The sequence below is a fragment of the Corynebacterium confusum genome (assembly GCF_030408715.1).
GTDB classification, from domain to species: domain Bacteria; phylum Actinomycetota; class Actinomycetes; order Mycobacteriales; family Mycobacteriaceae; genus Corynebacterium; species Corynebacterium confusum.
Genome location: NZ_CP047202.1, coordinates 1,884,894 through 1,908,447 on the forward strand (window position 1 = coordinate 1,884,894; position 23,554 = coordinate 1,908,447).

General features: G+C 66.2%; 21 protein-coding genes and 1 pseudogene. 13 read left to right on the forward strand and 9 right to left on the reverse strand.

The features are described 5' to 3' along the window. The first annotated feature begins 7 nt into the window (after window positions 1-7). Complete coding sequence (locus CCONF_RS08770; protein WP_435384073.1) at window positions 8-1,027, forward strand: LLM class flavin-dependent oxidoreductase; 1,020 nt, start codon at window positions 8-10, stop codon at window positions 1,025-1,027. Between the two features lie 48 nt (window positions 1,028-1,075). Here the strand turns inward: CCONF_RS08770 and CCONF_RS08775 are convergent, their stop codons facing one another. After that, window positions 1,076-2,863, reverse strand: coding sequence for a BCCT family transporter (locus tag CCONF_RS08775; protein WP_290222794.1), 1,788 nt, complete (start codon window positions 2,861-2,863; stop codon window positions 1,076-1,078). 601 nt (window positions 2,864-3,464) lie between these two features. Here CCONF_RS08775 and CCONF_RS08780 point away from each other — a divergent pair. Genes CCONF_RS08780 through CCONF_RS08800 form a run of 5 tightly spaced genes read left to right on the forward strand, consistent with a single transcriptional unit; the run spans window position 3,465 to window position 8,938 of the window. Further along, window positions 3,465-4,220 carry a GntR family transcriptional regulator gene (locus tag CCONF_RS08780; protein WP_290222796.1) on the forward strand — a complete coding sequence of 252 codons (756 nt, stop codon included), beginning with the start codon at window positions 3,465-3,467 and terminating at the stop codon, window positions 4,218-4,220. Window positions 4,221-4,279: 59 nt separating this feature from the next. Continuing rightward, window positions 4,280-5,791, forward strand: a complete 1,512-nt coding sequence (locus CCONF_RS08785) for an ABC transporter substrate-binding protein (protein ID WP_290222798.1) — start codon at window positions 4,280-4,282, stop codon at window positions 5,789-5,791. Beyond that, window positions 5,788-6,744, forward strand: coding sequence for an ABC transporter permease (locus tag CCONF_RS08790; RefSeq protein WP_290222800.1), 957 nt, complete (start codon window positions 5,788-5,790; stop codon window positions 6,742-6,744). The genes CCONF_RS08785 and CCONF_RS08790 overlap by 4 nt, the downstream gene beginning before the upstream one ends. Beyond that, window positions 6,744-7,535: an ABC transporter permease gene (locus CCONF_RS08795; RefSeq protein ID WP_290222803.1), complete on the forward strand. Its 792-nt coding sequence runs from the start codon at window positions 6,744-6,746 to the stop codon at window positions 7,533-7,535. Before CCONF_RS08790 ends, CCONF_RS08795 begins: the two co-directional genes overlap by 1 nt. After that, complete coding sequence (locus CCONF_RS08800; RefSeq protein ID WP_290222805.1) at window positions 7,532-8,938, forward strand: ATP-binding cassette domain-containing protein; 1,407 nt, start codon at window positions 7,532-7,534, stop codon at window positions 8,936-8,938. Before CCONF_RS08795 ends, CCONF_RS08800 begins: the two co-directional genes overlap by 4 nt. A 115-nt stretch (window positions 8,939-9,053) precedes the next feature. Here CCONF_RS08800 and CCONF_RS08805 read toward each other — a convergent pair whose 3' ends face one another. Further along, entirely contained in the window at window positions 9,054-10,058 is a 1,005-nt protein-coding gene (locus CCONF_RS08805) for an HNH endonuclease signature motif containing protein (protein WP_290222807.1), read from the reverse strand. A gap of 214 nt (window positions 10,059-10,272) precedes the next feature. On the opposite strand from CCONF_RS08805, the gene CCONF_RS08810 reads away from it, so the two are divergent. After that, complete coding sequence (locus CCONF_RS08810) at window positions 10,273-11,961, forward strand: FUSC family protein (protein WP_290222809.1); 1,689 nt, start codon at window positions 10,273-10,275, stop codon at window positions 11,959-11,961. 182 nt (window positions 11,962-12,143) lie between these two features. On the opposite strand, the gene CCONF_RS08815 is transcribed toward CCONF_RS08810, so the two are convergent. The 3 genes and pseudogenes from CCONF_RS08815 to CCONF_RS08820 all read right to left on the reverse strand — a co-directional run bounded on the left by CCONF_RS08815 (window position 12,144) and on the right by CCONF_RS08820 (window position 13,067). Beyond that, window positions 12,144-12,476 carry a sulfurtransferase TusA family protein gene (locus tag CCONF_RS08815; protein WP_290222811.1) on the reverse strand — a complete coding sequence of 111 codons (333 nt, stop codon included), beginning with the start codon at window positions 12,474-12,476 and terminating at the stop codon, window positions 12,144-12,146. A gap of 127 nt (window positions 12,477-12,603) precedes the next feature. Further along, window positions 12,604-12,849, reverse strand: a pseudogene (locus CCONF_RS11515) (YeeE/YedE thiosulfate transporter family protein); the annotation flags it as partial. After that, on the reverse strand, window positions 12,771-13,067 hold the full coding sequence (locus tag CCONF_RS08820; protein ID WP_290222813.1) for a YeeE/YedE thiosulfate transporter family protein: 297 nt from the start codon (window positions 13,065-13,067) through the stop codon (window positions 12,771-12,773). The pseudogene CCONF_RS11515 and the gene CCONF_RS08820, both read right to left, overlap by 79 nt. 228 nt (window positions 13,068-13,295) lie before the next feature. Here CCONF_RS08820 and CCONF_RS08825 point away from each other — a divergent pair, with 228 nt between their 5' ends. Beyond that, the gene (locus CCONF_RS08825; protein ID WP_290226364.1) at window positions 13,296-15,164 is read left to right on the forward strand and encodes a BCCT family transporter; all 1,869 of its coding nucleotides are present in this window, start codon (window positions 13,296-13,298) and stop codon (window positions 15,162-15,164) included. Between the two features lie 69 nt (window positions 15,165-15,233). Then, window positions 15,234-15,665 carry a hypothetical protein gene (locus CCONF_RS08830; RefSeq protein ID WP_290222815.1) on the forward strand — a complete coding sequence of 144 codons (432 nt, stop codon included), beginning with the start codon at window positions 15,234-15,236 and terminating at the stop codon, window positions 15,663-15,665. Window positions 15,666-15,699: 34 nt separating this feature from the next. Here the strand turns inward: CCONF_RS08830 and CCONF_RS08835 are convergent, their stop codons facing one another. Then, a complete protein-coding gene (locus CCONF_RS08835; RefSeq protein WP_290222818.1) occupies window positions 15,700-16,332 on the reverse strand; it encodes a response regulator in 633 nt (210 codons plus the stop codon). Continuing rightward, on the reverse strand, window positions 16,329-17,462 hold the full coding sequence (locus tag CCONF_RS08840) for a sensor histidine kinase (RefSeq protein ID WP_290222821.1): 1,134 nt from the start codon (window positions 17,460-17,462) through the stop codon (window positions 16,329-16,331). The genes CCONF_RS08835 and CCONF_RS08840 overlap by 4 nt, the downstream gene beginning before the upstream one ends. 85 nt (window positions 17,463-17,547) lie before the next feature. Here CCONF_RS08840 and CCONF_RS08845 point away from each other — a divergent pair, with 85 nt between their 5' ends. Further along, window positions 17,548-18,519 carry a CPBP family intramembrane glutamic endopeptidase gene (locus CCONF_RS08845; protein WP_290222824.1) on the forward strand — a complete coding sequence of 324 codons (972 nt, stop codon included), beginning with the start codon at window positions 17,548-17,550 and terminating at the stop codon, window positions 18,517-18,519. On the opposite strand, the gene CCONF_RS08850 is transcribed toward CCONF_RS08845, so the two are convergent. Beyond that, window positions 18,401-19,810: a M20 metallopeptidase family protein gene (locus tag CCONF_RS08850; protein ID WP_290222826.1), complete on the reverse strand. Its 1,410-nt coding sequence runs from the start codon at window positions 19,808-19,810 to the stop codon at window positions 18,401-18,403. The genes CCONF_RS08845 and CCONF_RS08850 overlap by 119 nt on opposite strands. Window positions 19,811-19,913: 103 nt before the next feature. On the opposite strand from CCONF_RS08850, the gene CCONF_RS08855 reads away from it, so the two are divergent. Beyond that, a complete protein-coding gene (locus CCONF_RS08855; protein ID WP_290222828.1) occupies window positions 19,914-20,540 on the forward strand; it encodes a hypothetical protein in 627 nt (208 codons plus the stop codon). Here the strand turns inward: CCONF_RS08855 and lepA are convergent. Beyond that, on the reverse strand, window positions 20,537-22,384 hold the full coding sequence (lepA, locus tag CCONF_RS08860) for a translation elongation factor 4 (RefSeq protein ID WP_290222830.1): 1,848 nt from the start codon (window positions 22,382-22,384) through the stop codon (window positions 20,537-20,539). The genes CCONF_RS08855 and lepA overlap by 4 nt on opposite strands. 86 nt (window positions 22,385-22,470) lie before the next feature. Here lepA and CCONF_RS08865 point away from each other — a divergent pair, with 86 nt between their 5' ends. Then, the gene (locus tag CCONF_RS08865; RefSeq protein ID WP_070769037.1) at window positions 22,471-23,034 is read left to right on the forward strand and encodes a type II toxin-antitoxin system PemK/MazF family toxin; all 564 of its coding nucleotides are present in this window, start codon (window positions 22,471-22,473) and stop codon (window positions 23,032-23,034) included. A gap of 216 nt (window positions 23,035-23,250) precedes the next feature. Beyond that, window positions 23,251-23,514, forward strand: coding sequence for a 30S ribosomal protein S20 (rpsT, locus tag CCONF_RS08870; protein WP_070769038.1), 264 nt, complete (start codon window positions 23,251-23,253; stop codon window positions 23,512-23,514). The last annotated feature ends 40 nt before the right edge of the window (window positions 23,515-23,554 follow it).

A 23,554-nucleotide genomic window follows, 5' to 3' on the forward strand; every position in this document is an offset into this window, starting at 1 on the left:
TAGCAAGATGTCGTCTTCTAAAGGAGCACCATTGACTACCCAGACTGCCCACGCACCGCTTTCCGTTCTGGATTTCTGCACGATCTACGAGGGGGAGACCGCCGCCCAGTCCATGGCCCACTCGGTCACCCTCGCCCAGCGGGCCGAGGAGCTGGGGTACAAGCGCCTCTGGTACACCGAGCACCACAACATGTCCACCATCACCTCCTCCGCCCCAGCGGTGCTGATTTCCCATATTGGTGCCCACACCAACAGCATCCGGCTAGGCTCGGGCGGGGTGATGTTGCCTAACCACGCTCCTTATATCATCGCCGAGCAGTTCGGCACGCTGGCCGAGCTCTACCCGGACCGCATCGACCTGGGCGTCGGCCGTGCCCCCGGCACCGACATGCACACCTTGGGCCGCGCCCTGCGCCGCGACGGCAACGCCGCCGAGCGCTTCCCCGAGGACGTCCGCGAGCTGACCAGCTACCTGGCCGGCAAGTCCATCATCCCGGGCGTCCAGGCCGTGCCCGGCGCCAACACTCACGTACCGGTCTACATCCTGGGCTCGTCGATGTTCGGGGCATCGCTGGCCGCCAAGTACGGCCTGCCCTACTCTTTTGCCTCCCACTTCGCGCCGCAGCACCTGGAGGCCGCGACGAAATACTACCGGGACAACTTCCAGCCCTCCGACGTCCTGGACGAGCCCTACGTCATCGCCGCGGTCAACGTCACCGCCGGCGATACCCCCGAAGAGGCCTCCGAAATCTTCGAGCGCGTCGGCTTCAACCGCGTTAAGGCCTTCGCCGGCCGCGGCAAGTTCCTGACCGACGAGCAGGTCAACCAGATCATCGATTCCTACCAGGGCCAGCAGATCCTGGAGATGCTGCGCTACTCCGCCGTCGGCACCGGCGACGAGGTCCGCGACTACCTCGAGTGGTTCCAGGATCACGCCAGCGCCGACGAGCTGATGGTCTCCATTCAGACCAGCAGCCGCGCCGAGACGCTCAAGTCCCTGAACATTCTGGCCCAGGCCTGGTTCTAGGCCGGGCTCTAGGTGGGCGTTGGCCCCAGCCTAAACCCCGCCTGGAACTTAAGCGCGGGGCTTGTCTCCCGGGCCGGCGGCGTCCTCGCCGTCCCAGTCGTCATCGAAGTCGCCGCCCACCCCCAGGTCGCCTTCGACGATGATATTGCCCGGGATGCGCATGTTGCCGTCCTCGTCGTATTCGAGTTCGGGGCGATCCAGCTCGTTGCCCTCGCTGTCGTAGCCGGGGGCCGGGCGGGCATCGGCGGCCTCGTATTTCTCCGGCGTGTCCGTCTTGCCCCACTTACGGGTACGGGTACGGTGCTGCGCCGCCGAGTCGTCGTTCATACCCTTGACCAGTGAGTACATCATGACGAATTCCATCAGAAAGAACGGCAGAGCCACCACGATGACGACTTCCTGGATGGCCTCGATGCCCGTGTCGTTGATGAACAGCAGGGCCGCGGTCACCAGGCCTACCGCGCAGGCCCACGAGACGCGGTAATACGTCGGGGTCTTGTTCTCCTCACCGCTGGCGAAAGTGTCTATGACCAGGGCCGCCGAGTCCAGCGAGGTAATAAAGAATACGATGATGACCGCCAGCGCCAGCGTGCCGGAGAGCATGTACAGCGGGTACTGCTCCAGCAGGGCGAAGAGCGCGACCGGGGTATCCCCGTCCTCGACCACCGGCTTGGTCAGGATGCCGGGGTTGTCCAGCTCCGTCTCGATGGCCGCCCGGCCGAAGATGGAAAACCAGACCACGACCACGATGGTCGGCAGCGCCAGCACGCCGCCGATGAACTGACGCACCGTGCGCCCGCGCGAGATGCGTGCAATGAACATACCCACAAACGGGGCCCAGCAGATGGTCCAGGCCCAGTAGAAGGCCGTCCACGTGCCCTGCCAGCCCGGGTTCTCCTCGAAGGAGTCCGTCCAGAACATCAGCTCCGGCAGGGAGCTGGCGTAGCCGCCGAAGGCCTCCACCGTGTGCTTGAGCAGCGTCAGAGTCGGGCCCATCACCAGCACGAAGAACATCAGGACGAAGGCCGCCACGATGTTGACGTTGGACAGGATCTTCACGCCGCGGTCCAAGCCGGAGGCCACGGAGATGGAGGCAATCGCGGTGACCACCACGATGATGAGCACCTCGACCCAGCCGACCAGCGGCACGCCGAACATGATGTTCAGGCCGGCGTTAATCTGCAGCACGCCCAGGCCCACGGAGACGGCGAGGCCGAAGACGGTGCCGATGATGGAGAGGGCATCGATGAGCTTGCCGGGCCAGCGGTAGACGCGCTTGCCCAGCAGCGGGGAGAAGACCGAGGACATGCGGGCGGGCATCTTGCGCTTGTAGACGAAGTAGCCCATCGCCAGGCCCGGCAGGGCGAACGGGACCCACATGTGGACCGCGAAGTGGTAGTAGGTGAAGTGGAAGGCTTGGTCAATGGCCTCCTGGCTCATCGGCTCCAGTCCCCCGCGGGGCGGGTTAAAGGAGTGGTGGAGCGGCTCGGCCGCGCCCCAGAACAGCAGGGTCGCGCCCAGGCCAGCGGCAAAGAGCATGGAAAACCACACCGGGAGGGAGTAGTCGGGTTCGTCATCGTCGTCGCCGAGGCGCAGGTTGCCATAACGAGAGACGAAGATGCCAATCAAGAAGACGAAAACAACCGAGAAGCCGCCGATGTAGAGCCAGCCCAGGTTAGTGAGCAAGGAATTGGAGGCCACCGCATAGAGATCGCGGGCCTGGGCCCCGAACAACAGGGTGCCGGCCACGAAAACCACGATGAAGCCAGCGGCGACTAGGAAGACAAAGGGGTCGGTCTTGAGCCCGAGAAACCTCTTGGGTTGATCGGAAGACATGAGGAATGATCCTATCCTTGGACGAAATATGCTGCCCCCAGAGTAGCGGACGCCACTGCCCGAGACGGCGAAACTGAGAATTAATGATCATCCCCGCGCCCGCTTGACGCACCCGCGGGGGCAAAAGATCAACAGGTGTAGATATCTTCGCAACTCAAGGCGGCACAGCTATGCCGCACTCGAACGGCGCGGACGCGACTTTGTATACACTTTCCGCCCCGCGGCGACCCCACGCCGGCCGTGTGACTTATCTATCTTTCTGAGTTTTCTCTTAGTTGCACGTCACGTCCTGACGCCTTGGATACACGGCTGGCGACACTATAATCGCGCTAGCCAGGAGACCGAAAAGGTGCCGGCGGCAGCCCCCAGATGGCCACCAACCCATCGCCACGACCTAAGTAAAATATGTCTACATCCCAATAATTACTTGTATGTCGTTTTTTATAAAACCGTTATTCGTTACACTTGACACAACTAAGGTAAACCGTAATAGGGTCCGCGTTCTCCCCAGCTCGTGGACCGGCCGACGCCTGCCACCCTAGGTGGCGAAAGCGTCGGCGTTTTCCAGCCTGCCTGGATTGAAGGGAGCACTGAACAACTAGTGAGGCAGCACCGAGAGCCGCAGCAGCACCTCAAAATCTGCGACTATCTGAAGGAGCAGATCCGCAGCGGCGAACTTCAACCGGGCGATCAACTGCCCAGCGAGGCGGAGCTGTGCGCGCAGTTCAACTCGTCGCGCGGCCCCGTCCGCCAGGCGATGGCCGTCCTGCGCACCGAGGGCGCCATCTCCTCCGGCCGCGGCCGGCGCTCCGTCGTGCTCGGCAACTTCAACGCCGAGACCTTCGACTCCATCATATCCGTGAGCTCCTGGCTCAGCCAGCACGGCTACACCCCGCAGCAAAAGACCTTCTGGCTGGCCCGCCGCCCCGCCCCGGAAGACGTCGCGCAGCGCCTAGGCATCGGCGCCGACGAGCAGGTAGTCTACGTCCACCGCCTGCGCAGCTGTAACGACCGCCCGCTGGTGATCGAACGGCTCTACTTCCCCATCGACGTCGGGCAGGAAATCCTCAACTTCGACGCCGACTCCGGCTCGCTGCACGCCCACCTGCGCGCCGCCAGCGTCGACTTCGACAACGTCAACCGCCGCATCCACATCGGCGCCGCCACAGCCGACGATGCCGAGGCCCTCGGCATCGAGCCCGGCTCGCCCATCTGGACGGTAGAGATGCTCATCGCCAACCACCAGGGCCGCCCCGTTGAGCTGGCGGTGTACCGTTACCGCGCCGACGCCCTGTCGGTCAACCTGTCCTCCGTGCGCGGCGGCACGTCACCGCTGGAGGTCTTCCCGGGGGTCTAGCGGCTGCTAGCACCGTGGCAATTTCGCCAAATAGTAACGGGGTGCACTACCCTTTCGTTATGACTTTCCAAGGCCGACGCAGCGCGTCGCTGGTACTCGCCGCCACCCTGCTCTCCGGGTGCGCGGCCGGTCATACCGCCGTCGTCGACCCAGCCCCCGCCGGCCAGGCCGCCGATGCCCTCACCGTCGCCACCACCTCCCCCGCCACGTCCCTGGACTTCACCACCGTCGGCGGCGCGGCCATCCCCGCCGCCCTGATGAACAACGTCTACGAGACCCTGGTGGCCATCGATTCCGAGACCGGCGAAGTCGTTCCCCAGCTCGCCACCGACTGGGAGGTCTCCGCCGACGGCACCCACTACGTCTTCCAGCTGCGCCGGGGCGTGCGTTTTTCCAACGGCTCGCCCTTCAATGCCGAGACCGCCGCCTTCAGCCTGGACTACGTCAAAAACCACTGGTCGAATGCCCTGTCCTCGCAGATGGACGTGGTGGCCAGCGCCCGCGCGACCGGCGACTACGAGCTCACCGTCGACCTCCACCAGCGCTCCAACAGCTGGCTGTGGCAGCTGGACACCACCGTCGGCGCGATGATGACGCCTAACGGCGTGGACCAGCTCGCCAGCCGCCCCGTCGGCACCGGCCCCTACGCCGTGAGCAAGTTCAGCCCAAACGAATTCGTAGCGCTTGACCCCCGCGACGACTACTGGGGCACCCCGGCCGCCCAGCCGGTCACGATTAGCTACTTCCCGGATTCGCTGACCGCCCTCAACGCACTGCGCTCCGGCGGGGCAGACGTGGTCTGGGCCGTCCAGTCGCCGGAGCTACTCGACGACTTGCCGGACGGCATCGAAAAGCACGTCGGCACCACCAACGGCGAGGTGCTGCTGTCGCTGAACAACCAGGCCGCCCCCTTCGACGACCCGCGGGTGCGCCAGGCCGTGGCCTATGCCATCGACCGCCAGGCCGCCAGCGAGATCCTCTTCGGCGGGCTGGCCACCGACACCGGCGCCGCCCCGGTGGCACCCACCGACCCCTGGTTCACCGGCGAGGACTACTACCCCCTCGACCCGCAGCGGGCGCGCCAGCTGCTCCACGATGCCGGAGCCGTCGGCGCCCCCATCACCATCACCGTGCCCACCCTGCCTTACGCGCAGACCGCCGCCGAGCTCATCTACTCGCAGCTCACGGAGGTTGGCTTCGACGTGCGGCTAGAGTCCGCGGAATTCCCCGCGGTGTGGCTGGGCCAGGTCATGGGCGCCCACGACTACCAGGTTTCGCTGGTCTCCCACGTCGAGCCGCGCGATCTGACCACCCTGTTCGGCAGCCCGGACTACTACCTAGGATACGATTCTCCGCGCGTGCGCGAGCTTTTCGCCGCCGCCGATACCGCCGCAACCCCCGAAGGATTCCGCGCGCTGACCTCCCAGGCCGTCGACCAGATCATGGCCGAGGCCGGCGCCGTAACACTGATGAACATGCCCAATATCGTGCTCAGCCGCCCCGGCGTAACCGGGCTGCGCCCCGACATGGTCACCGACTCCGTGGATCTGACGGAGGTGAGCGCGCGGTGAGGGCAGTCGGCATCGTAAAGCTGGTGGGCCGCTACGTCTTCGTGCTGGCGGTGGCCAGCGTGGTCATCTTCGCCATGATGCGAGCGGTGCCGGGCAACCCGGCCCGCGTGGCGCTGGGTATCAACGCCACCGACGACGCCGTCGCCGAGCTCAGCGCCACCCTGGGCCTGGACAAGCCGCTTATCACCCAATACGCGGACTGGATGGGTGGGCTGCTGCGCGGCGATTTCGGCGTCTCGCTGGCCTCGCAAACCTCCATTACCGCCCAGGTGCTCGATCGCGCGCAGGTCTCGCTAATCCTGGTGGGGCTAGCGCTGCTGTTGGCGCTGGCCATCGCGGTGCCGCTGGGGGGTGCCAGCGCGCGCTACCCGGGCCTGTCGGTGCTGAGCCAGCTGGGCATCGCGCTGCCGAACTTCCTGGTCGGCCTGCTGCTCATCAGCGCCTTCGGGCGCTGGCTGCCCGCCGGCGGGTGGGTGCCGCCCAACCAGGGCTTCGGCGATTTCGTGGCGCACCTTATCCTGCCGGTGGTCTCGCTGGCGCTGGTGCAGGCGGCCATGTTGACCCGGTACGTGCGCGCCGCCGTCCGCGAGGTCATGGGGCAGGACTATATCCGCACCGCCCGGGCGTTGGGGGCCTCGCCCACCCAGGCGCTTCTCCGCCACGGCCTGCGCAACGCGGCCCTGCCCGTGCTGACCGTCGCCGGGGTGCAGCTGACCACGCTGGTCATCGGCGCCGTGGTCATCGAATCCGTCTTCGTGGTCCCCGGCCTGGGCAGCATGCTTCTCGATGCCGTCGCCAACCGCGATCTCACCACCGTCCAGACGCTGGTCATGCTCCTGGTCGCCTTCACCCTGACGGTGAACCTGCTCGTCGACGTGGCCTACCGCCTGATTGATCCGCGCCTGGCGCGCGCCCGCGCCGGCGCCCGCCCCAGTGCCAGGGAGGCCACGTAATGCAGAAGTACTTAGGCGCCGTCCTGGTGGCCATCCCCGTCATATTGGCGCTGGTGTCGCTGGTATGGACGCCCTACCCGCCGGACCTGGCCGACACGGCCGCCCGCTTGGTCGGCCCCGGCGCCGACCACCTGCTGGGCACCGACCGGTTTGGCCGCGACGTAGCCGCGCGCATCATGGTCGGCTCCCAGGTCACGCTGCTGGTTGGCGTGCTCGCGGTCGGCACCGCGGCGATAGTGGGCGTGCCGCTGGGAGTGATGGCCGGCATGGGCTACGGCGACTGGCTTATCATGCGCGGCTCCGACCTGGTGCTCGCCTTCCCGGCGCTGCTGCTGGCGATTGTCGCCGGCGCGGTGTGGGGGCCGTCGACGATCACGGCGGTGGTGGCCATCGGCATCGCGGGCATCCCGGCGTTCGCGCGCGTGGCCCGCTCCGGCACACTGCAGGTCATCCACCAGGACTACATCGCCTCCGCCCGGGTCTCCGGCGTGTCCGCGCCGCGGATCGCGCTGCGCCACGTGCTGCCGAATATCCGCGGGCTCATCATCGTCCAGGCCTCCGTCTACTTCGCGCTAGCCGTGCTGGCCGAGGCCGCCCTGTCCTACCTGGGGCTGGGCACTGCTCCCCCGGCCGCGTCCTGGGGACGGATGCTGCAGGACTCGCAGACGCTGATGAGCACCGCACCGTGGCTGGTGTGGGCGCCGGGCCTGGCCATCGCTGTGACAGTGCTGGGCTTCAACCTGCTAGGCGACGGGCTGCGCGACGCCTGGGATCCGAAGGAGGACGCATGACTTTGCTTGCCATCGAGGGCCTGTGCGTGGGCGACGGGCTCGTCGACGACGTCACCCTGCACCTAGACCGCGGCCAGCGCCTGGGCCTTATCGGCGAGTCCGGTTCCGGCAAGTCTTTAACCGCCCTGTCGGTGATGGGCCTGCACGACCTGCCCGTTGCCGGCAGCATCCGTTTCGACGGCCAGGAGGTGGTGGGGCTGGCGGATAAGCGGCATCGGCGGCTGCGGGGCGACCGGATGGCGATGATCTTCCAGGAGCCCATGAGCGCGCTGGATCCGTTGATGACCATCGGCCGGCAGCTGCGCCTGGCCGGGGGCCGGCCGGAGATGCTGGAGAAGGTGCTGCTGCCGGCATCGGCGGCGCGGCGCTACCCCTTCGAGCTCTCCGGCGGGCAGCGGCAGCGCATGCTCATTGCCATGGCGATGGCGCGAACACCTGACCTGCTCATCTGCGACGAGCCGACCACCGCCCTGGACGCGACCACGCAGGCCGAGGTCCTCGATCTTATCGACGCCTTGGCCGCCGAGCACGGCACCGCCGTGCTGTTTATCACCCACGACCTGCGGGTGGCACAGCGGATGTGCTCGCAGATTGCGGTGCTGCGCGACGGGGCAATCGTCGAAGCCGGCGAGCACGTGTTGGACCGCCCACAGCACCCGTACACCCAGCAGCTCGTGCGCGCCTCGCGGCTGCCGGCCGGCGATGCCGCCCCCTCCCGTCAGGACCCCGTCATCGCGTTGGAGTCGGTCACCAAGACCTTCGGCGGCGCGGCGGCGGTCGAGGGCGTCGACCTGGCGGTGCCGCGGGGCGGGCGCGTCGGGGTGGTCGGTGGCTCCGGGTCCGGCAAGACGACGGTGCTCAAGCTGATTGCGGGGTTGGAGCGCCCCGACAGCGGTTTCGTGCGTGTGGACGGGCGCGTGCAGATGGTCTTCCAGGATCCGCAGGGCTCGCTCAACCCGCGGCTGACGGTGGGGCGTTCCATCGCCGAGGGCGGCGCCGGTCCCGAGGCGGTCGTCCGCGTACTCGAGCAGGTGGGTTTGAAAGCAAGCGATGCCTCCCGCTACCCCCACGAGTTCTCCGGCGGGCAGCGCCAGCGCATCTCGATTGCGCGCGCCGTGGTGGGCCGGCCCGATATCGTGCTCGCTGACGAGGCCGTCTCCGCGCTGGACGTGTCCGTGCGCCGGCAGGTGCTGGATCTGTTCGACTCGCTCATCGATGCCTACGATCTCACCGTCGTCTTCATCTCCCACGACTTGTCGGTGATTCGCTACCTCTGCCCCACCGTGGTGGTCATGCACGAAGGCCGCGTCGTCGAGGCCGGGCCGACGGCCGAGGTATGGGAGAACCCGCAGCATGACTACACGCGCGAGTTGCTGGCCGCGGTGGAGGATTCCTCGGTTTAGGGATTTGGGCATTTAGGCACGCCGAGTAGGCGCTACGGAGTGTTTCCGTGGCGCCTTTTAGCGTATTTGGCCGGGTTTGTTCCTTGTGGTTTGCGGCTGACCCTCGTGTCAGCCGTCAGCCGCTGCTCCAGGGCGGGTCCCACGTCACCCTGCCATCGCGGCGGTTTATCCTGCCGTGCCTGGGGTAGGCGGGGTCGTCGTCGTTCCATGAATTGTGGAACTCGCACAACAAGGTGAGGTTTTCTTGGTTGGTTTCTCCGCCGTCGGCCCAGGGGTGGATGTGGTGGACCTGGCACTCATCGGCTGGTTTCCTACAGTTCGGCCACGCACACGTGGTGGTCTCCGCCTTGGCCATGTCCTTCTGCTTCGGTGAGGCGTGGCGCTGGTAGCGGTATTGGTTGACTGGGCCGCGCCTAGGGTCCACCAGCGTGGCTAGGCCTGCGTCTAGGAGACACTGGCGGACGTATTCGGCCCCGGTCATGGTTGTTCCGTTGGTCAGCTGCAGGGTGATCTCATCCCCATCACCGGCAAGGATGCGCACCCAGTCAGGAAGGGAGATCACCACGTGCGTGGCCTTCGGCTGCTTCTCCAAGCCTCCACTGAACAAGGCCTCGACATCCGGGATGGTTTTAATTGAGGCCCAGAGGTTTTCCACCAGCTCCGGATCCCCGGTGACAGAAAAAGTACTCGGTCCATCCTTGCGGCGGGTCACCCGCACACCTTCGGCTGGTGGTGCCGGGCGGTTGAGTTCTAGGACCTTTTGGTTGGCTAGGCGTCTTAGCTGTTTGGTGGTGCCGGGGGTGTTGCACAGTTCGATGAGCATGTCCCACCCATCGCGCTTGCTGCGCACCCGGCGGAAAGCGCTATCGAGCACCAGCAGGGTGTCGAGGTGGTGGCCGGATTCCGCGGCGCCCCGGCGGGCGGCGGCCTGCTTGCGGGTAAAGGCCGTGTGCCCGAAAAACGTCTGGCAGGCACGGTGGTGCGCGGCCGCGGCCATGTCCGACATGACAGCCTTCAAAGCGGGCAGGCTCAGCTGGCGGCACAGGTCCAAATACTGGATCCCGTCCGCGAAGATGGAGTGTGCTGCTTTCAATGTGTCCATGGCTGTCGTTGCTGTCATGACCCACACGCTAGAAGCACCCGTCAACCCCCACAAGGGCAGAAAACCGAATCTGTGGATAACTCCACCGACCGAGTGAAATAGTTAACGCCCGGGAACCGCAGCCTGTGGACAACAGATAACTAGGAGTACAAAAGTTCGCGAAAACCCACAGGAAGAGTACGCTGTATTGGCCGAACAAATTTGATACGAGAAAGGAACGTGTAGCAGCACCGTGACGGACAACCCTACTCCCCAAAGACCAAGTACCCTCCAGCTGCTAACCACCTTCCACTCCTCCGCCCCACGGTGGCCCGGCGCGCTGCGCGCCGCCCTGGCCATCCTCCTGCCGGGCTGCGTGGCCCTGCTGCTGGGCTATACCAACGCCATCCTGCTCATCGCCACCGGCGCCTTCGCCGTCATCTACGGCGAGGGCCGCCCCTACCGCACGCGCGCCCGCGTCATCGTGGTGGCCGGCACGCTGCTGGTCATCGGTTCGGCCACCGGCACTCTGGTGGGCACGCTGGTCTTCGCCCCTGGCCACGGCCACTGGTGGCTCATCCTCTCGGCGCTGTTTACGGTGCTGCTGGCCACCACGGCAGCATTCGTCCAAAACGCTCTGCGCCTGCCGCCGCCGGGCGGCTTCTTCATCGTGATGGTCTCGGGTGGCTCCACCATGCTCGCCCGCAGCGGCACCCACGTCGGCGAAGTCATCCTGTGGGCCTGCGTCGGCGCGGGCACCGCGTGGATCCTCGGCATGGCCCCGTCGCTGCTGGATAAGCACGGGCCGGAGCGCTGCGTGGTCGACACCCTAGAGCGCGCGGCCGAGGACTACGCCAACGCCGACAAGGACCACCTGACCCGCCACCACCAGGCGCAAACGGCGCTGTCGAATGCGTGGCAGTCGCTGGCGGATGCGGGCATCGTTAGCGGTGGTCGCATCATCAACCAGTCGCAGGCCGATCTGGTGCGACGCACGTTGGCGGCGCAGCGCAGCATCGTCAGGCATAACCTGCGCGACGACTTCGGCGCCGCCGAAGCCCTGCTCACCGATCCCCCGAACGACATCGATCCGAGCCGCACCGTCATCCCCCACAGCCGCCCGACGATGACCTACCGCCTGTACCGCTCCGCGGTGCGCAACGGGCACGCCTTCATCACCGCCGAGCGCGTCTTCTTCGCCGGCCTGATTACCGCGCTGCTGAGCGTGGCGCTGGGCCTGGGCCGCCCGGACTGGGGCGCTATCTCGGTCCTGCTGATTCTGCAGTGGGGCCCGGACCGGGTTCCGGGTACGGTGCGCGCCATCCACCGCGCGGCCGGCTCGGTGCTGGGCGTGTGCCTGTTCGCCACCTTCCACTACTTCGGCGTGTGGGGCTGGTCGCTGCTGCTTGCGCTGGCGGCCTGCCAATTCTTCGCAGAGATTTTCGTGGTGAAAAACTACGCCTTCTGCGTGATCTTCTCCACCCCGCTGGCGCTGTTGATGGGTAATTCGCAGGCGCCGGAGCTCGCGCCCGTCGTCGGCGCGCGCCTGGCGGAGATTTCCCTGTCCATCCTCTTCGCACTGTTGGTGCTGTGGCTTTACCGGCCGGCATCGGCGGCGCTGAACCACCACCGCCTGCAGATCCGCTGCTACGAGTCGATGGGCGCGCTGCTGGGCGCCCTGCTGACCGAAACGCCGCAGCAATCCCTGAGCCAGCGCCGCGACCTGCAGTACGAGCTTCTGTCCGAGCGCCGCTCCATCCAGTCGGTGGGAGCCAACCAGCCGGATCGCGTCGGCGAGTTCAGCGCCCAACACGAGGCAATCCAGCACGCCGGCTACCAGCTGCTGGACTTTTGTAACTTGGCGCCGGATAGTCAGCCCAGCGCCGCGAATATCCGCCAGTTGGCGGACAAGGTGAGAATGGCCAGTCCGCAGGCCCGCTAGCGCGGCTGCAGCAACAGCGAAGCATCGAGGAGATGCTCCTGGACCACCGGGGCGAAGAGCTCTTCCAGTTCGGCCACGACGGATTCTGGGAACTGCATGGTGGGTATACCTCGCTGACACAAAGTTAAAGGGGCATCGCTAAGACCTGCGATGCCCCTTCATCCTAACTCACACCCGTGTGATTAGCCTCCTTTAACGACGGTGACCTGCCAGCCGGCATCGCCGGCGCGGTGGAAGTCGGTGATGCGGTGGCCGGCATCATTTGCCCAGGCGGGGATGGAGTCGGTGGCCTGGGTGCAGTCGAAGTCGATGACTAGGGCCTCGCCGTTTTCCAGCTCGTCCATGACCTGCTTGGCCTCCATCAGCGGGAAGGGGCAGACCGCGCCCAAGGTGTCGAGCGCGTAGCGGCCTCCGCCGAGCGGGCGGGCCTTCTGGGTGGACTCGCTCACCTGGGGCTTGAGCGCGACGGCGCCGGTGGTGACGGGGAAGGGGCTGGTTCGTGGTGGCTGGGGCATCGCGAAGCACGGCGTCTTCGGCGGAGGCCGGGGACTGGGTGACACGGTGGGGCTTGAGCCACAGCTTGGTGCCGACGGCCACGCCCAGGGCCATGAACAGCAGGGCCACCCAGTTGAGGTACTGGCCGTCGCCGGTGGTGGTGTAGCGCATGACGTCGGCGGTTGGGGTGGTAATACCCAGGCCGTTGTTGCGCCCGGTCGCCGCGGACAGCGGGCGGGCCCACCAGGGCTGCCCCAGGTCGTAGGTCGGGCGGCCGGCGTCCTTGCGGCGGTAGCGGCGCCACAGCCCAAAGGTCACGGCCCAGACCACGGCCACCAGCAGCCAGGGCGTAATCCCAGCGCGCCGTGGATGGTGGTCAGCGGCATCTCCCACTGCTTGAACCAGCCGTCGACCTCGGCCAGCGGGCCGGATTTCATCGCCGCGACGGACAGGCCGTAGAGCAGCAGCGCGATCCAGGAGCCGACCAGGCCCTCGGCGGAGCGGTACCACGTGCCGGAGGCACAGCCACCGGACAGGATGATGCCCAGGCCGAAGATGAAGCCGCCCACCAGAAGCCCGGAAATCAACGTGGCGCCTGCCCTATAGGCCAATAGACGGGCGTGTCTAGTGTGTCTAGATAAGTAGTTACAATGAGCTGCCCGAGTTGTGACTTACGCCCATATCCTGAATGATTGACCTTCGTGTCGAAACCTGAACCTGAATCCTCGTCCACCTCGTCCACCCCGGCTACCCCTTCCGCTGGCTCCAGCGAGCCTCAGCCGCGCAGCGCCGGCCCGGCCGGCAGCCCTGGGCCCGCGGTGGGCCTCTACCCTCACAACATGCACCCGGGTCTGGTCCCGGGCATCGGCGTGGAAGACCAGCGCAACACCTTCGGCCTAGACAAGATCATCTTCGGAGTGACGGCGGTGCTCGTCGTCAGCTTCATTGCCTGGGGCGTGACGATGCCCGACCAGGTGGCGCAGACGGCATCGGCGGCGTTTGGCTGGGCCATTACCAACGCGGGCTGGCTGCTGAACATCACGATGATCCTGGCCATCGTGGTGATGGCGTACGTGGGCCTGTCGAAGCTGGGCCGCATCAAGCTCGGCACCGACGACGAGCAGCCGGAATTCGGTTTCTTCTCGTGGGTCGCGATGATGTTCGGCGCGGGCATCGGCGTCGGGCTGTTCTTCTACGGCCCCTCCGAGCCGCTGAGCTACTACCTGACCCCGCCGCCGCACACCGTGGACGAAGGCGGCACGGTCGAGGCCCTCCATCAGGCGGTCGCGCAGTCCCACTTCCACTGGGGCATTTCCCCGTGGGCGATGTACGCGCTGGTCGGCGCGGCGATCGCCTATTCGTCCTACCGCCGCGGGCGCGTGCCGTTGATTTCGTCCATCTTCAAGCCGCTGTTTGGTTCCAAGGACACCGACGGCCCGCTGGGCAAGGTCATCGACATCATGGCGCTCATCGCCACGCTGTTCGGCACCGCCGCAACCCTGGGTGTTTCCGCCGTGCAGATCGGCCAAGGCGTGGAGATCATCTCCGGCGCCGGGCCGCTGCCCAACCGCATTTTGCTCATCATCATCGCCGTGCTCGGCGTGGGTTTTGTTATCTCGGCGGTCTCCGGGGTCTCCCGCGGCATCCGCTACCTGTCCAACCTGAACATCACGCTGACACTGGCGCTGGTGGCCTTCGCCTTCATCACCGGCCCCACCCTGCTGCTGCTCAACTTGCTGCCGTCCGGAATGGTCACCTACCTGGACGAGCTGCTGCCGATGATGTCCAAGTCGCTGTCCTGGGGCGATGAGACGGTCGAGTTCCAGTCCTACTGGACCGCCTTCTACTGGGCCTGGTGGATCGCCTGGGCACCGTTCGTCGGCATGTTCGTCGCGCGCATCTCCCGCGGGCGGACCTTGCGCCAGTACGCGGCGGTGACCATCCTGGCCCCGACCATCATCCTCATCCTGGCCTTCACCATCTTCGGCGGGACGTCTATCACCTTCCACGACGCCGGGATCCCGGGCTTCGACGCCGACGCCTCCGGCGAGGCCGTTCTGTTCAACATGTTCAGCAACCTGCCGCTGGGCACCATCACCCCGTTCATCCTGCTGGGCGTGCTGGCTATCTTCTTCGTCACCTCGGCGGACTCGGCCTCGGTCATCATGGGCACCATGGCTTCGAAGGGCAACCCCTCCCCGAACAAGGTCCTGGTGGTCTTCTGGGGCCTGTGCATGATGGGCATCGCCGTGGTCATGCTTCTGACCGGCGGCGAGGAGGTCCTGTCCGGTCTGCAGAACCTCACCATCCTGTCCGCACTTCCCTTCTGCGTGGTGCTGCTGGTGATGATGGTCGCCTTCATCGTGGATCTGCGCAGCGACCCGATGTTCATCCGCCGCCAGTACGCGCGCACGGCGGTGGAAAACGCGGTGATCCGCGGCATCGAGGAGCACGGCGACGACTTCGAGTTCTCCGTCGAGCACGCCTCCGACGGGCGCGGCGCCGGCTCCGGCTTCGACTCCGCGGCCGGCCGCTACACCCGCTGGTACCAGCGCACCGACGAGGCCGGCGACGCCGTCGACTACGACTTTTCCACCGACACCTGGTCCGACGGCTACAACCCGAAGCACGATTCCACGCACCCGGACTACATCGGCGACCGAGAAGACCACGCCGACCATGCCGACGGGAAAGTCCAGAAGGACTAGCGCCGTAGTGGCCAGGCTTACAGCGCTATCCCGCCCGTGCCGGAGCGGGAGCCGCTAGGCTTTCAAGGTATGGGCCTTCCCGCAGACGTCGTCCTCGACGGATTCACACTTATTGACCAGCACCGCGTCGACCACGAGTTCTTACTGATCGGTTCGCCGTTTTCCATCCAGACCCCGCTGTGGTTCGCCGCCACGATGGTAGGCATCGTCCTAGTGGCCGTCGGCCTTTTGTGCTGGGCCTTCCGCCGCGGTTCCCGCGCCGGCATCGCCGCCACCCTGGTGGTAGGGGCGGTGCTGGCCACGGCGAAGCTGTGGTGGCTGGCTATCTCACTAGTCCAGCAGTTCGACGACGGCCAGGTCTTTGGCTACGCCCTGCGCTACTACCCCACCTACTGGGGTGCGGCCGGGTGGGCGCCGGTGGTGGCGGCGGCCATCGGCATCGTCGCCGCCCTAATCGTCTTGGTCATGGGTCCGCGGGCTAATCAGCGTCAAGGGCGGTAACTAGCGGGCGTTGAAGCCGCCCTGATTGAATCCTCTACAGGTCCGCATCCAGCACCGTGATGACGATGTGGATGCGGCTGCGCGCCGGCAGCTTGCGCAGGATGTGCTGGACGTGGGTCTTGACCGTGGTGATGGAGACGAACTCGGCCGCGGCAATCTCGGCGTTGCTCAGCCCCTCCGCCACCAGGCCGGCGATTTCTAACTCGCGCTCGGAGAGGTTGGCTAGCTTCGCACGCGCAGCGGCCTGCTTGGGGGTGGCCTTCGACTCGGCATCGAGCAGCGATCCCACCACCGTAGGCGAGAGAATCTGCTGACCCTCGTGGGCGGCGCGCACCGCGGCGGTCAGGGCCTTCGGCGGGGTGTTTTTGAGCAGGAAGCCCACGGCCCCGGCGCGCAGGGCGGCGGCGATGAACTCGTCGGTGTCGAAGGCGGTGAGCATGATGACCGGCACGGCCGGGTCGATTTTTTCCACCGCGGCGATGCCGTCGAGCACCGGCATGCGGATATCCATGAGCACCACATCGGGCTGCAGGTTGGCAACTACTGCCACCCCGTCGCGGCCGTTGCTGGCCTCGCCGACCACCCGGATCTTCGGGTCGGATTCCACCACCAGCTGGACGCCGTCGCGCACCAGCTCCTCGTCGTCGACGATGACGACCCTAATCATTGCGCCTCCTTTAGCGGCAGCGTGATGCACACGCAAAACTCGTGGCCTTGGTCGATGGCCAGGTTACCGCCCACCAGCTTGAGCCGCTGGCGCATACCTTCCAGCCCGCTGCCGGTGCCCCTCCCCGTAACCCCCGCCAGGACCGGGTTACTGACGTGGCAGGTGTAGGTGCCGGCAGTGGCATCGGTGGCCTCTACCACGGTGACCGGCTGGCCGGGCGCGTGCTTGCGAGCGTTGGTCAGGCATTCCTGCAACGCGCGGGACAAGGCCTGGGCGCTGGCGGTGGACAAGTGCGGGGTGGCACCGTCACTGGTGAAGGTGATGGCGTCGCCGGCCGCTTGGGCGTTGCTTATGATCTCGCGCACGCCGGGTCCAGGGGCTTGCCGCGAGGTGATGGACTGCAACACCTCCCGCAGGTCATCGACGGCGTGGGCGGCCTCGGCGCGGATGGTTTCGGCGGAGCGGCGCTGCTGGTCGGGGCTCAAGTCCTCGCGCTCGGCCAAGGCCCCGGCGTAGAGGGAAATCAGGCTGATCCGGTGCGAAAGGCTGTCGTGGAGGTCGCGGGCCAGGCTTTCGCGCTCAGCGGTGGCGGCGGCTGCCACCCGGGCGCGTTGGTCCCGCTTGCTGGCCGCCCGTCCCATGCCGACGAGCAGCATGGGGACAAGGACTAGCGCGAGCGTGGCCAGGTAATACCAGTCGTCCAGGGGCGGGGCGCCGCTGGGATTAAAGGCCCAATCCACCAGGGTGCCGGCTACCATCGCGATCACCCCGACCACGGACCACCGCGTGGAACCGCGCCCGACCAGGGAGATAAACGCCACCACAGAGGAGACGGCGCCAAAATAGGAAAAGTTGCACAGGATCACCAGCGCGCTGCAGACCAGTGCTGACCGAGGGCCAGGGTAGGCGGAGTCTTCCTCCGGATCGTGGCGCAGGCCGATAAACAGCAGCAGCCACCCCACCGCGCCGACAAACACCATGAAAGCAACGTAGGCGCCAAACTCCGGAGTATCGGCGGCGGGCGAATCCTCCAGGTCGATGCCCACCAGCACCAGCCCCTCAGCCACGTCGCACACAGCGCACAGCACGACGATGCCAATTCGGCGCAGGGTCTTCGATCCCACAGTCATAGGGTCAGTATAGGCGGCTACCGAGGCCACGAAATCCTCCCTGGGAAGGAAACCACCCGGGCCGAAACCTGACATCGTGGAAGGCATGGACGAATTAACGCAGATTTCATTTCACCGTATGCTGCCGGGCTCTTGGTGGCGCCCGCTACTAGAAGCCGTGGTCTTTACCTTTTTCGCCGTGATCTTCTTCTCTGGCTTCGCCCTGGTCGCAGGGTTCAGCTTGGGCGACGAGGTCATCGACGCCATCGACGACATGTCCCGACCCGGCCCCTTCGCCGTCAGCCTGGGGCTTATCATCGTGCTTGGCGCCGCCGTCTGGCTTACGGCAAGCATCTGCCGGCGCGGCCGGAGCGCGCCCGCGGCCCGGCGCGGGGCCCGCGGGCTGTGGTCAGTTTACGGCCGGGTTCGCTGGGGGCTGGCCGCTCAAGCCGTGCTGCCGGCCGCGGTCGCCTGGGCGGTAGCCTACCTCCCGGCCGCGATCGTTGAGGGCAATTCCCCGCGGTGGGACTCCACCGCGGCCGTGCTGCTGGCCCTAACGGTGACTCTAGTTCCCCTGCAAGCACTCAGCGAGGAACTCGTCTTCCGCGCATTCCTCCCCCAGTGGCTGGGGCGCTGGTTCCGCTCGCCGTGGCTGGCATACCTGCCCGGCTTCGGGCTGTTTATCGCCGGGCATACCTACGATGCCAAGGGGCTGATCGCCATCGCGGTCTTCGCCGCTGCCGCGACCGTGTTGACGTGGTACACCGGTGGCATCGAGGCCGCCACCGTGGTCCACGCCGTGGGCAATGCGTTCGCTTTTAGTTCCGCGGCCGTGGGTCTTACGGACCCCAACGCCGTGGAGGTGAGCTGGGCATCCGTTGCCGCCGAGGTCGTCTTCTCCGTGGGCGCGACCGTCTGGATTCTCTACCTGGTGCGCCGCCGCCCGCAGCTGGTGTCCGCTAACCCTGCTGGGCTGCCTGGCGGGCCGCATGAATGGTCGGCGACGGTAGTAACTCCTCAGCCACCAGCCGCTCAAAGGCCACTCCGGCCAGTGCGGCGGCCTGGTCACCCAGAATAGAGTCGTCGAAGCGCGCCAGCGGCGAGTGGTTCCACTCGCGCTTGGCCTGCGGGGTCTCCGGGTTCGCGGTGCCCAGCCAGACGAACGTACCGGGCACCTGCTGGAGGACGAAGCCGAAGTCCTCGCTGGCCATCATGGGCGAGCGCATCGGCACCACCCGGTCCGAGCCGAACTGGCGGGACCATACGCCCGCGGCGAAGGCGTTCTCGCGCGGGTTGGTCTTGGTGGTCGGATAGAGGATCTCGAAGTCAATATCCACCGCGCAGCGGTGCGCCGCCGCCACGTTCGAGGCCACCTCGGTGATGACTTGACGGACGCGGTCGATGGCGGCATCGTCAAGCACGCGGACCGTGGCAGAAAAACCGCACTTGTCCGGGATGGCGTTGATGGCGCCGTCGCCTGCCCACAGGTTGGTCACGGTGATGACCACCGGGTTCATGGCGTCGAAGCGGCGGGTGACGGCGGTCTGCAGGGCCACCTGGATTTCGGCCATGGCGGCAACCGGGTCGATGGCGTCGTGCGGACGGGAGCCGTGCCCACCCTTGCCGTGGACGGTCAGCCGCAGGTTGGACGAGGAGGCCATCAGCGGGCCGGGCACGTGGTAGAAGTTGCCGTAGTCCTGCGGGCCGACGTGTATGCCGTAAGCGGCCACCGGGCGGCGGCCGGCGGCATCCAACACGCCCTCCTCGATCATGGGGCGCGCACCGCCCGGGCCCTCCTCGCCGGGCTGGAACATGAAGATGACGTCGCCGGGGATCTCCTCGCGGTGCTGGCTCAGCAGCTTGGCCGCGCCGACGAGCGCGGAGGTGTGCAGGTCGTGGCCGCAGGCGTGCATGTACCCGTTGGTGGCCGCGAACGGCGAGCCGGTGCGCTCGGCTACCTCGAGGGCGTCCATGTCCGCGCGCAACAGGACCGAGACCGGGTGATCGCCGCGCTTGCCACCGCGCAGGACCGCCACCACGGAGGTCAACGAGACGCCCGTGGTGATTTCCAGCGGCAGGCCGGATAGCTCCTCGAGCACCTTGGCCTGGGCATAGGGCGTGTGGTTGCCGATCTCCGGGTTCTGGTGCAGGTCGCGGCGCAGCACCTGCAGGTGCTCGAGCAGCTTCGCTCCGTCCTCGCGCAGGACCTCTCCCGCCGGGCGCGAATCCAGGGTCGCCTGCGTGACGGGCAGCGGGGGCAGCTGCTGGCCCTGCCGGGGCACGGACTGCTCCGGGGAGGGCTGCCGGTAGGGGCCGGTGCGGTAGGCGGTTCGCGGGTCCTTTTGGTGCGGGGACTGGGGCACCGTCATCGTGACTTCTCACTCCTTGTTACTGGCATTTAGCAACCGAGCGTACCAAGTTTTTCTCGCCCACCCCTTTTATCTCACTTGTATACACACTAATCTGTCTTTTATGAGACGTATAACACTTTTTGCCCTCGCCCCTCTCTTCTTCGTCGCCTCCTGCTCCTCCGGTGAATCCGCCCAAGACACCCCGACCCCCGAGGCCGGAAGCACCGTCACGCAGGAATCCAGCGCGGCGAACGAGTCCGACCAAACTACCACCAAGTCCAGCTCGATGGTCAAAGAAAAAAGCTCACATGCCGGCGGCGCCCAGGACCCCGCCGTTGCTGGCAACCAGGAAGGTGGTGCGGCAGCCGGCGCTGGTGCTGGCGCGAGCAACCGCACCGTCGACTACGTCGCCTCCGACTACCTCGATCTGGTCATGCACAACCCCGCCCCCGGCCAGACCGCCACCGTGGCCGGCACCTATTACGAGGTCTGCGTGCTGGGCGACGGCTTCGGGTTGCACACTGTCCTGGCCGGCGAGAACACCAGCTGCGGATTCGGTAGCGCCGTCCTCGACGCCCAGACCGCCGGACACAACCCCACCGGCGAGAACATCCGGGACTTCTACCAGCCGGAAATCTCCGTGACCAGCCCGACGACGGGCCAGACCTACAACATGCAGTGCAGCGTGCTAGGCGATAAGTCCATGGAGTGCACCGGCGGGAACAACGCGCGCGTGGTGCTGTACTAGTCGGAGTCCGTCGACAGCGCGGCGACGAAAGCTTCCTGCGGCACGGAGACCGAGCCGATGGACTTCATGCGCTTCTTACCGGCCTTCTGCTTCTCCAACAGCTTGCGCTTACGCGAGATGTCGCCGCCGTAGCACTTGGCGAGAACGTCCTTGCGCATGGCGCGGATGTTTTCACGGCTGATGATCTTCGAGCCGATGGCCGCTTGCACGGGAACCTCGAACTGCTGGCGCGGGATGAGCTCTTTGAGCTTCTTGGTCATCTTGTTGCCGTAGTGCTGGGCGTGGTCGCGGTGCACGATGGCCGAGAACGCGTCCACGGGATCGCCCTGCAGCAGGATGTCCACCTTGACCAGGTCGGCCAGCTGCTCCCCGGCCTCCTCGTAGTTGAGGGAGGCATAGCCCTTGGTGCGGGACTTGAGCATGTCGAAGAAGTCGAAGATGATTTCACCCAGCGGCATGGTGTAGCGCAGCTCGACGCGGTCCTCGGACAGGTAATCCATCCCGCCCATCTGGCCGCGTTTGGACTGACATAGCTCCATGGTGGGGCCGACGAATTCCTCCGGAACGATGACCGTCATCTTCACGATGGGCTCGTAGACCTCGCCGACCTTGCCGCCCGGCCAGTCGGAGGGGTTGTGCACGGTCTGTTCTTCCCCGTCCTCCTTGACCACGCGGTAGGTCACCGACGGCGCGGTGGAGATGAGATCCAGGTCGAATTCGCGCTGCAGGCGGTCGCGGGTGATCTCCATGTGGAGCAGGCCCAAGAAACCGCAGCGGAAGCCGAAGCCCAGCGCCACGGAGGTCTCGGGCTCGAAGGTGAGGGAGGCATCATTGAGCTGGAGCTTATCCAGCGCGTCGCGCAGGTCCGGAAAGTCCGCCTGGGAGATGGGGAACAGGCCGGAATAGACCATCGGCTTCGGGTCCTCGTAGCCGCGCAGCGGGTTGTCCGCGCCGTTCTTGGCCCAGGTGACCGTGTCGCCGACCTTGGTCTCGCGCACGTCCTTAACGCCGGTGATCAGGTAGCCAACCTCGCCGGGGCCCAGCCCCTTGCAGGAGGTGGGCGTGGGCGAGACGATACCGATGTCCAGGATCTCGTGTTCCACACCCGTGTTCATCATGAGCACCTTCTGGCGCGGCTTCAGGGTCCCGTCCATCATGCGGATATAGGTGACCACGCCGCGGTAGGTGTCGTAGACGGAGTCGAAAATCAGCGCGCGAGCCGGGGCGTCCGAGCCACCCTCCGAAGTCGGGGCCGGCACCAGGTCAACCAGGCGGTCAAGCAGCTCCACGACGCCCTCACCGGTCTTGCCGGACACGCGCAGGACCTCCTCCGGCTCGCAGCCGATGATGTTGGCCAGCTCGAGCGCATACTTGTCCGGATCAGCCGCCGGCAGGTCGATCTTGTTGAGTACCGGGATGATTTCCAGGTCGTTTTCCATGGCCAGGTAGAGGTTGGCCAGGGTCTGGGCCTCGATGCCCTGGGCGGCATCGACAAGCAAGATGGCTCCCTCACAAGCCTCGAGCGCGCGGGAGACCTCGTACGAGAAGTCAACGTGGCCCGGGGTGTCGATCATCTGCAGGACCATCTGGGTGCCGGCCAGCCCGCCTGACTGCGGGACCCACGGCAGGCGCACGTTCTGGGCCTTGATGGTGATGCCGCGCTCGCGCTCGATGTCCATGTTGTCGAGGTACTGGTCGCGCATGTCGCGCTCCTCTACCACCTTGGACAGCTGGAGAATGCGGTCGGCCAGGGTCGACTTCCCGTGGTCGATATGAGCAATGATGCAAAAGTTCCGGATCTTGGACGGATCCGTGAACGTAGTGGCCGCAAAATTCTCAGACAACGATGTCCCTTAATCTCCTCGAGTAAATAGGTAGTCCGTCCCAGCTTACCCAAGACACGGGCGCTACCGGCAAGTAGGATAGACACATGGTTAACCCCGAGTCTGCTCGCACCTCTTCGCCCTCCTGGGGCCGGAAAGTCCTGCACGCGCTGGGCGTGGGCGACAAGGAACCCATCGACAAGGGCTTAAGCCACATCAACCAGAGCTTGGGCCTGCACGGACACCGCACGAGCTGGGAGCCGCGCAAGCCCGCCAGCATCCGGGTGGAGGCCACCCAGGACCGCGCCCGGTCCATCTTCTTCGCCCCGGACATGGACGGCCAGGCCGACTCCGGGGAGGTCGTCTGGGTCTGGGCTCCGACCGGCGGCCCGCAGTCCCCGCCCACCGAGCGCGCGGTCCTCGTGGTCGGCCGCACCCGCACCACGGTGCTGGGCCTGCTCATCTCCCCCAACCCGGAACACGCCGAGGACGATTGCTGGCTGGAGATCGGCTCCGGCGAATGGGACGAGTCCGGCCGGCAGTGCTGGATCCGCCTGGACCGCCTGCTGGAAATCAGCGAGGAGCAAGTCCGCCGCCAGGGCATCCTGTTCCCGCAGCGCCGCTTCGAACGGATCGCCAACCGCCTGCGCGCCGTCTACCACTGGGCCTAGGGCGAGCACAGCGCGTTTTGGCCGGGCAGGCGCCCGGCTGCTAAGATAGCCGGGTTACTTGGACTCCGGGCGCGTCGGCCGGGCGGGCAGGACCTTGGGTTCGCCTTGTACGCCGACGCCGCGGCCACATCAGTATCAGTGGCTTGGAGCCATGTCCGGAGAGTGCCCCAAGTTTCGTTGTCAATCAGATCGATTACTTAAGAGGTATTTTCAGCTATGGCTAACATCAAGTCCAAGCAGAAGCGCGTCATCACTAACGAGAAGGCTCGCCGCCGCAACAAGGGCATCCGCTCCGCGGTCCGCACCGAGATCCGCAAGTTCCGCGAGGCTGTCGCCTCCGGTGACAAGGCTGCTGCTGAGAAGCAGCTGCGCGTTGCTTCCCGCTCCCTGGATAAGTCCGTGTCCAAGGGCGTGTTCCACCGCAACACCGCTGCTAACAAGAAGTCCGGCATGGCTAACGCCTTCAACAAGATGGCCTAAGTCCACCCCGGTTTCATAAATACTGGCCGCCAGCCCGCAC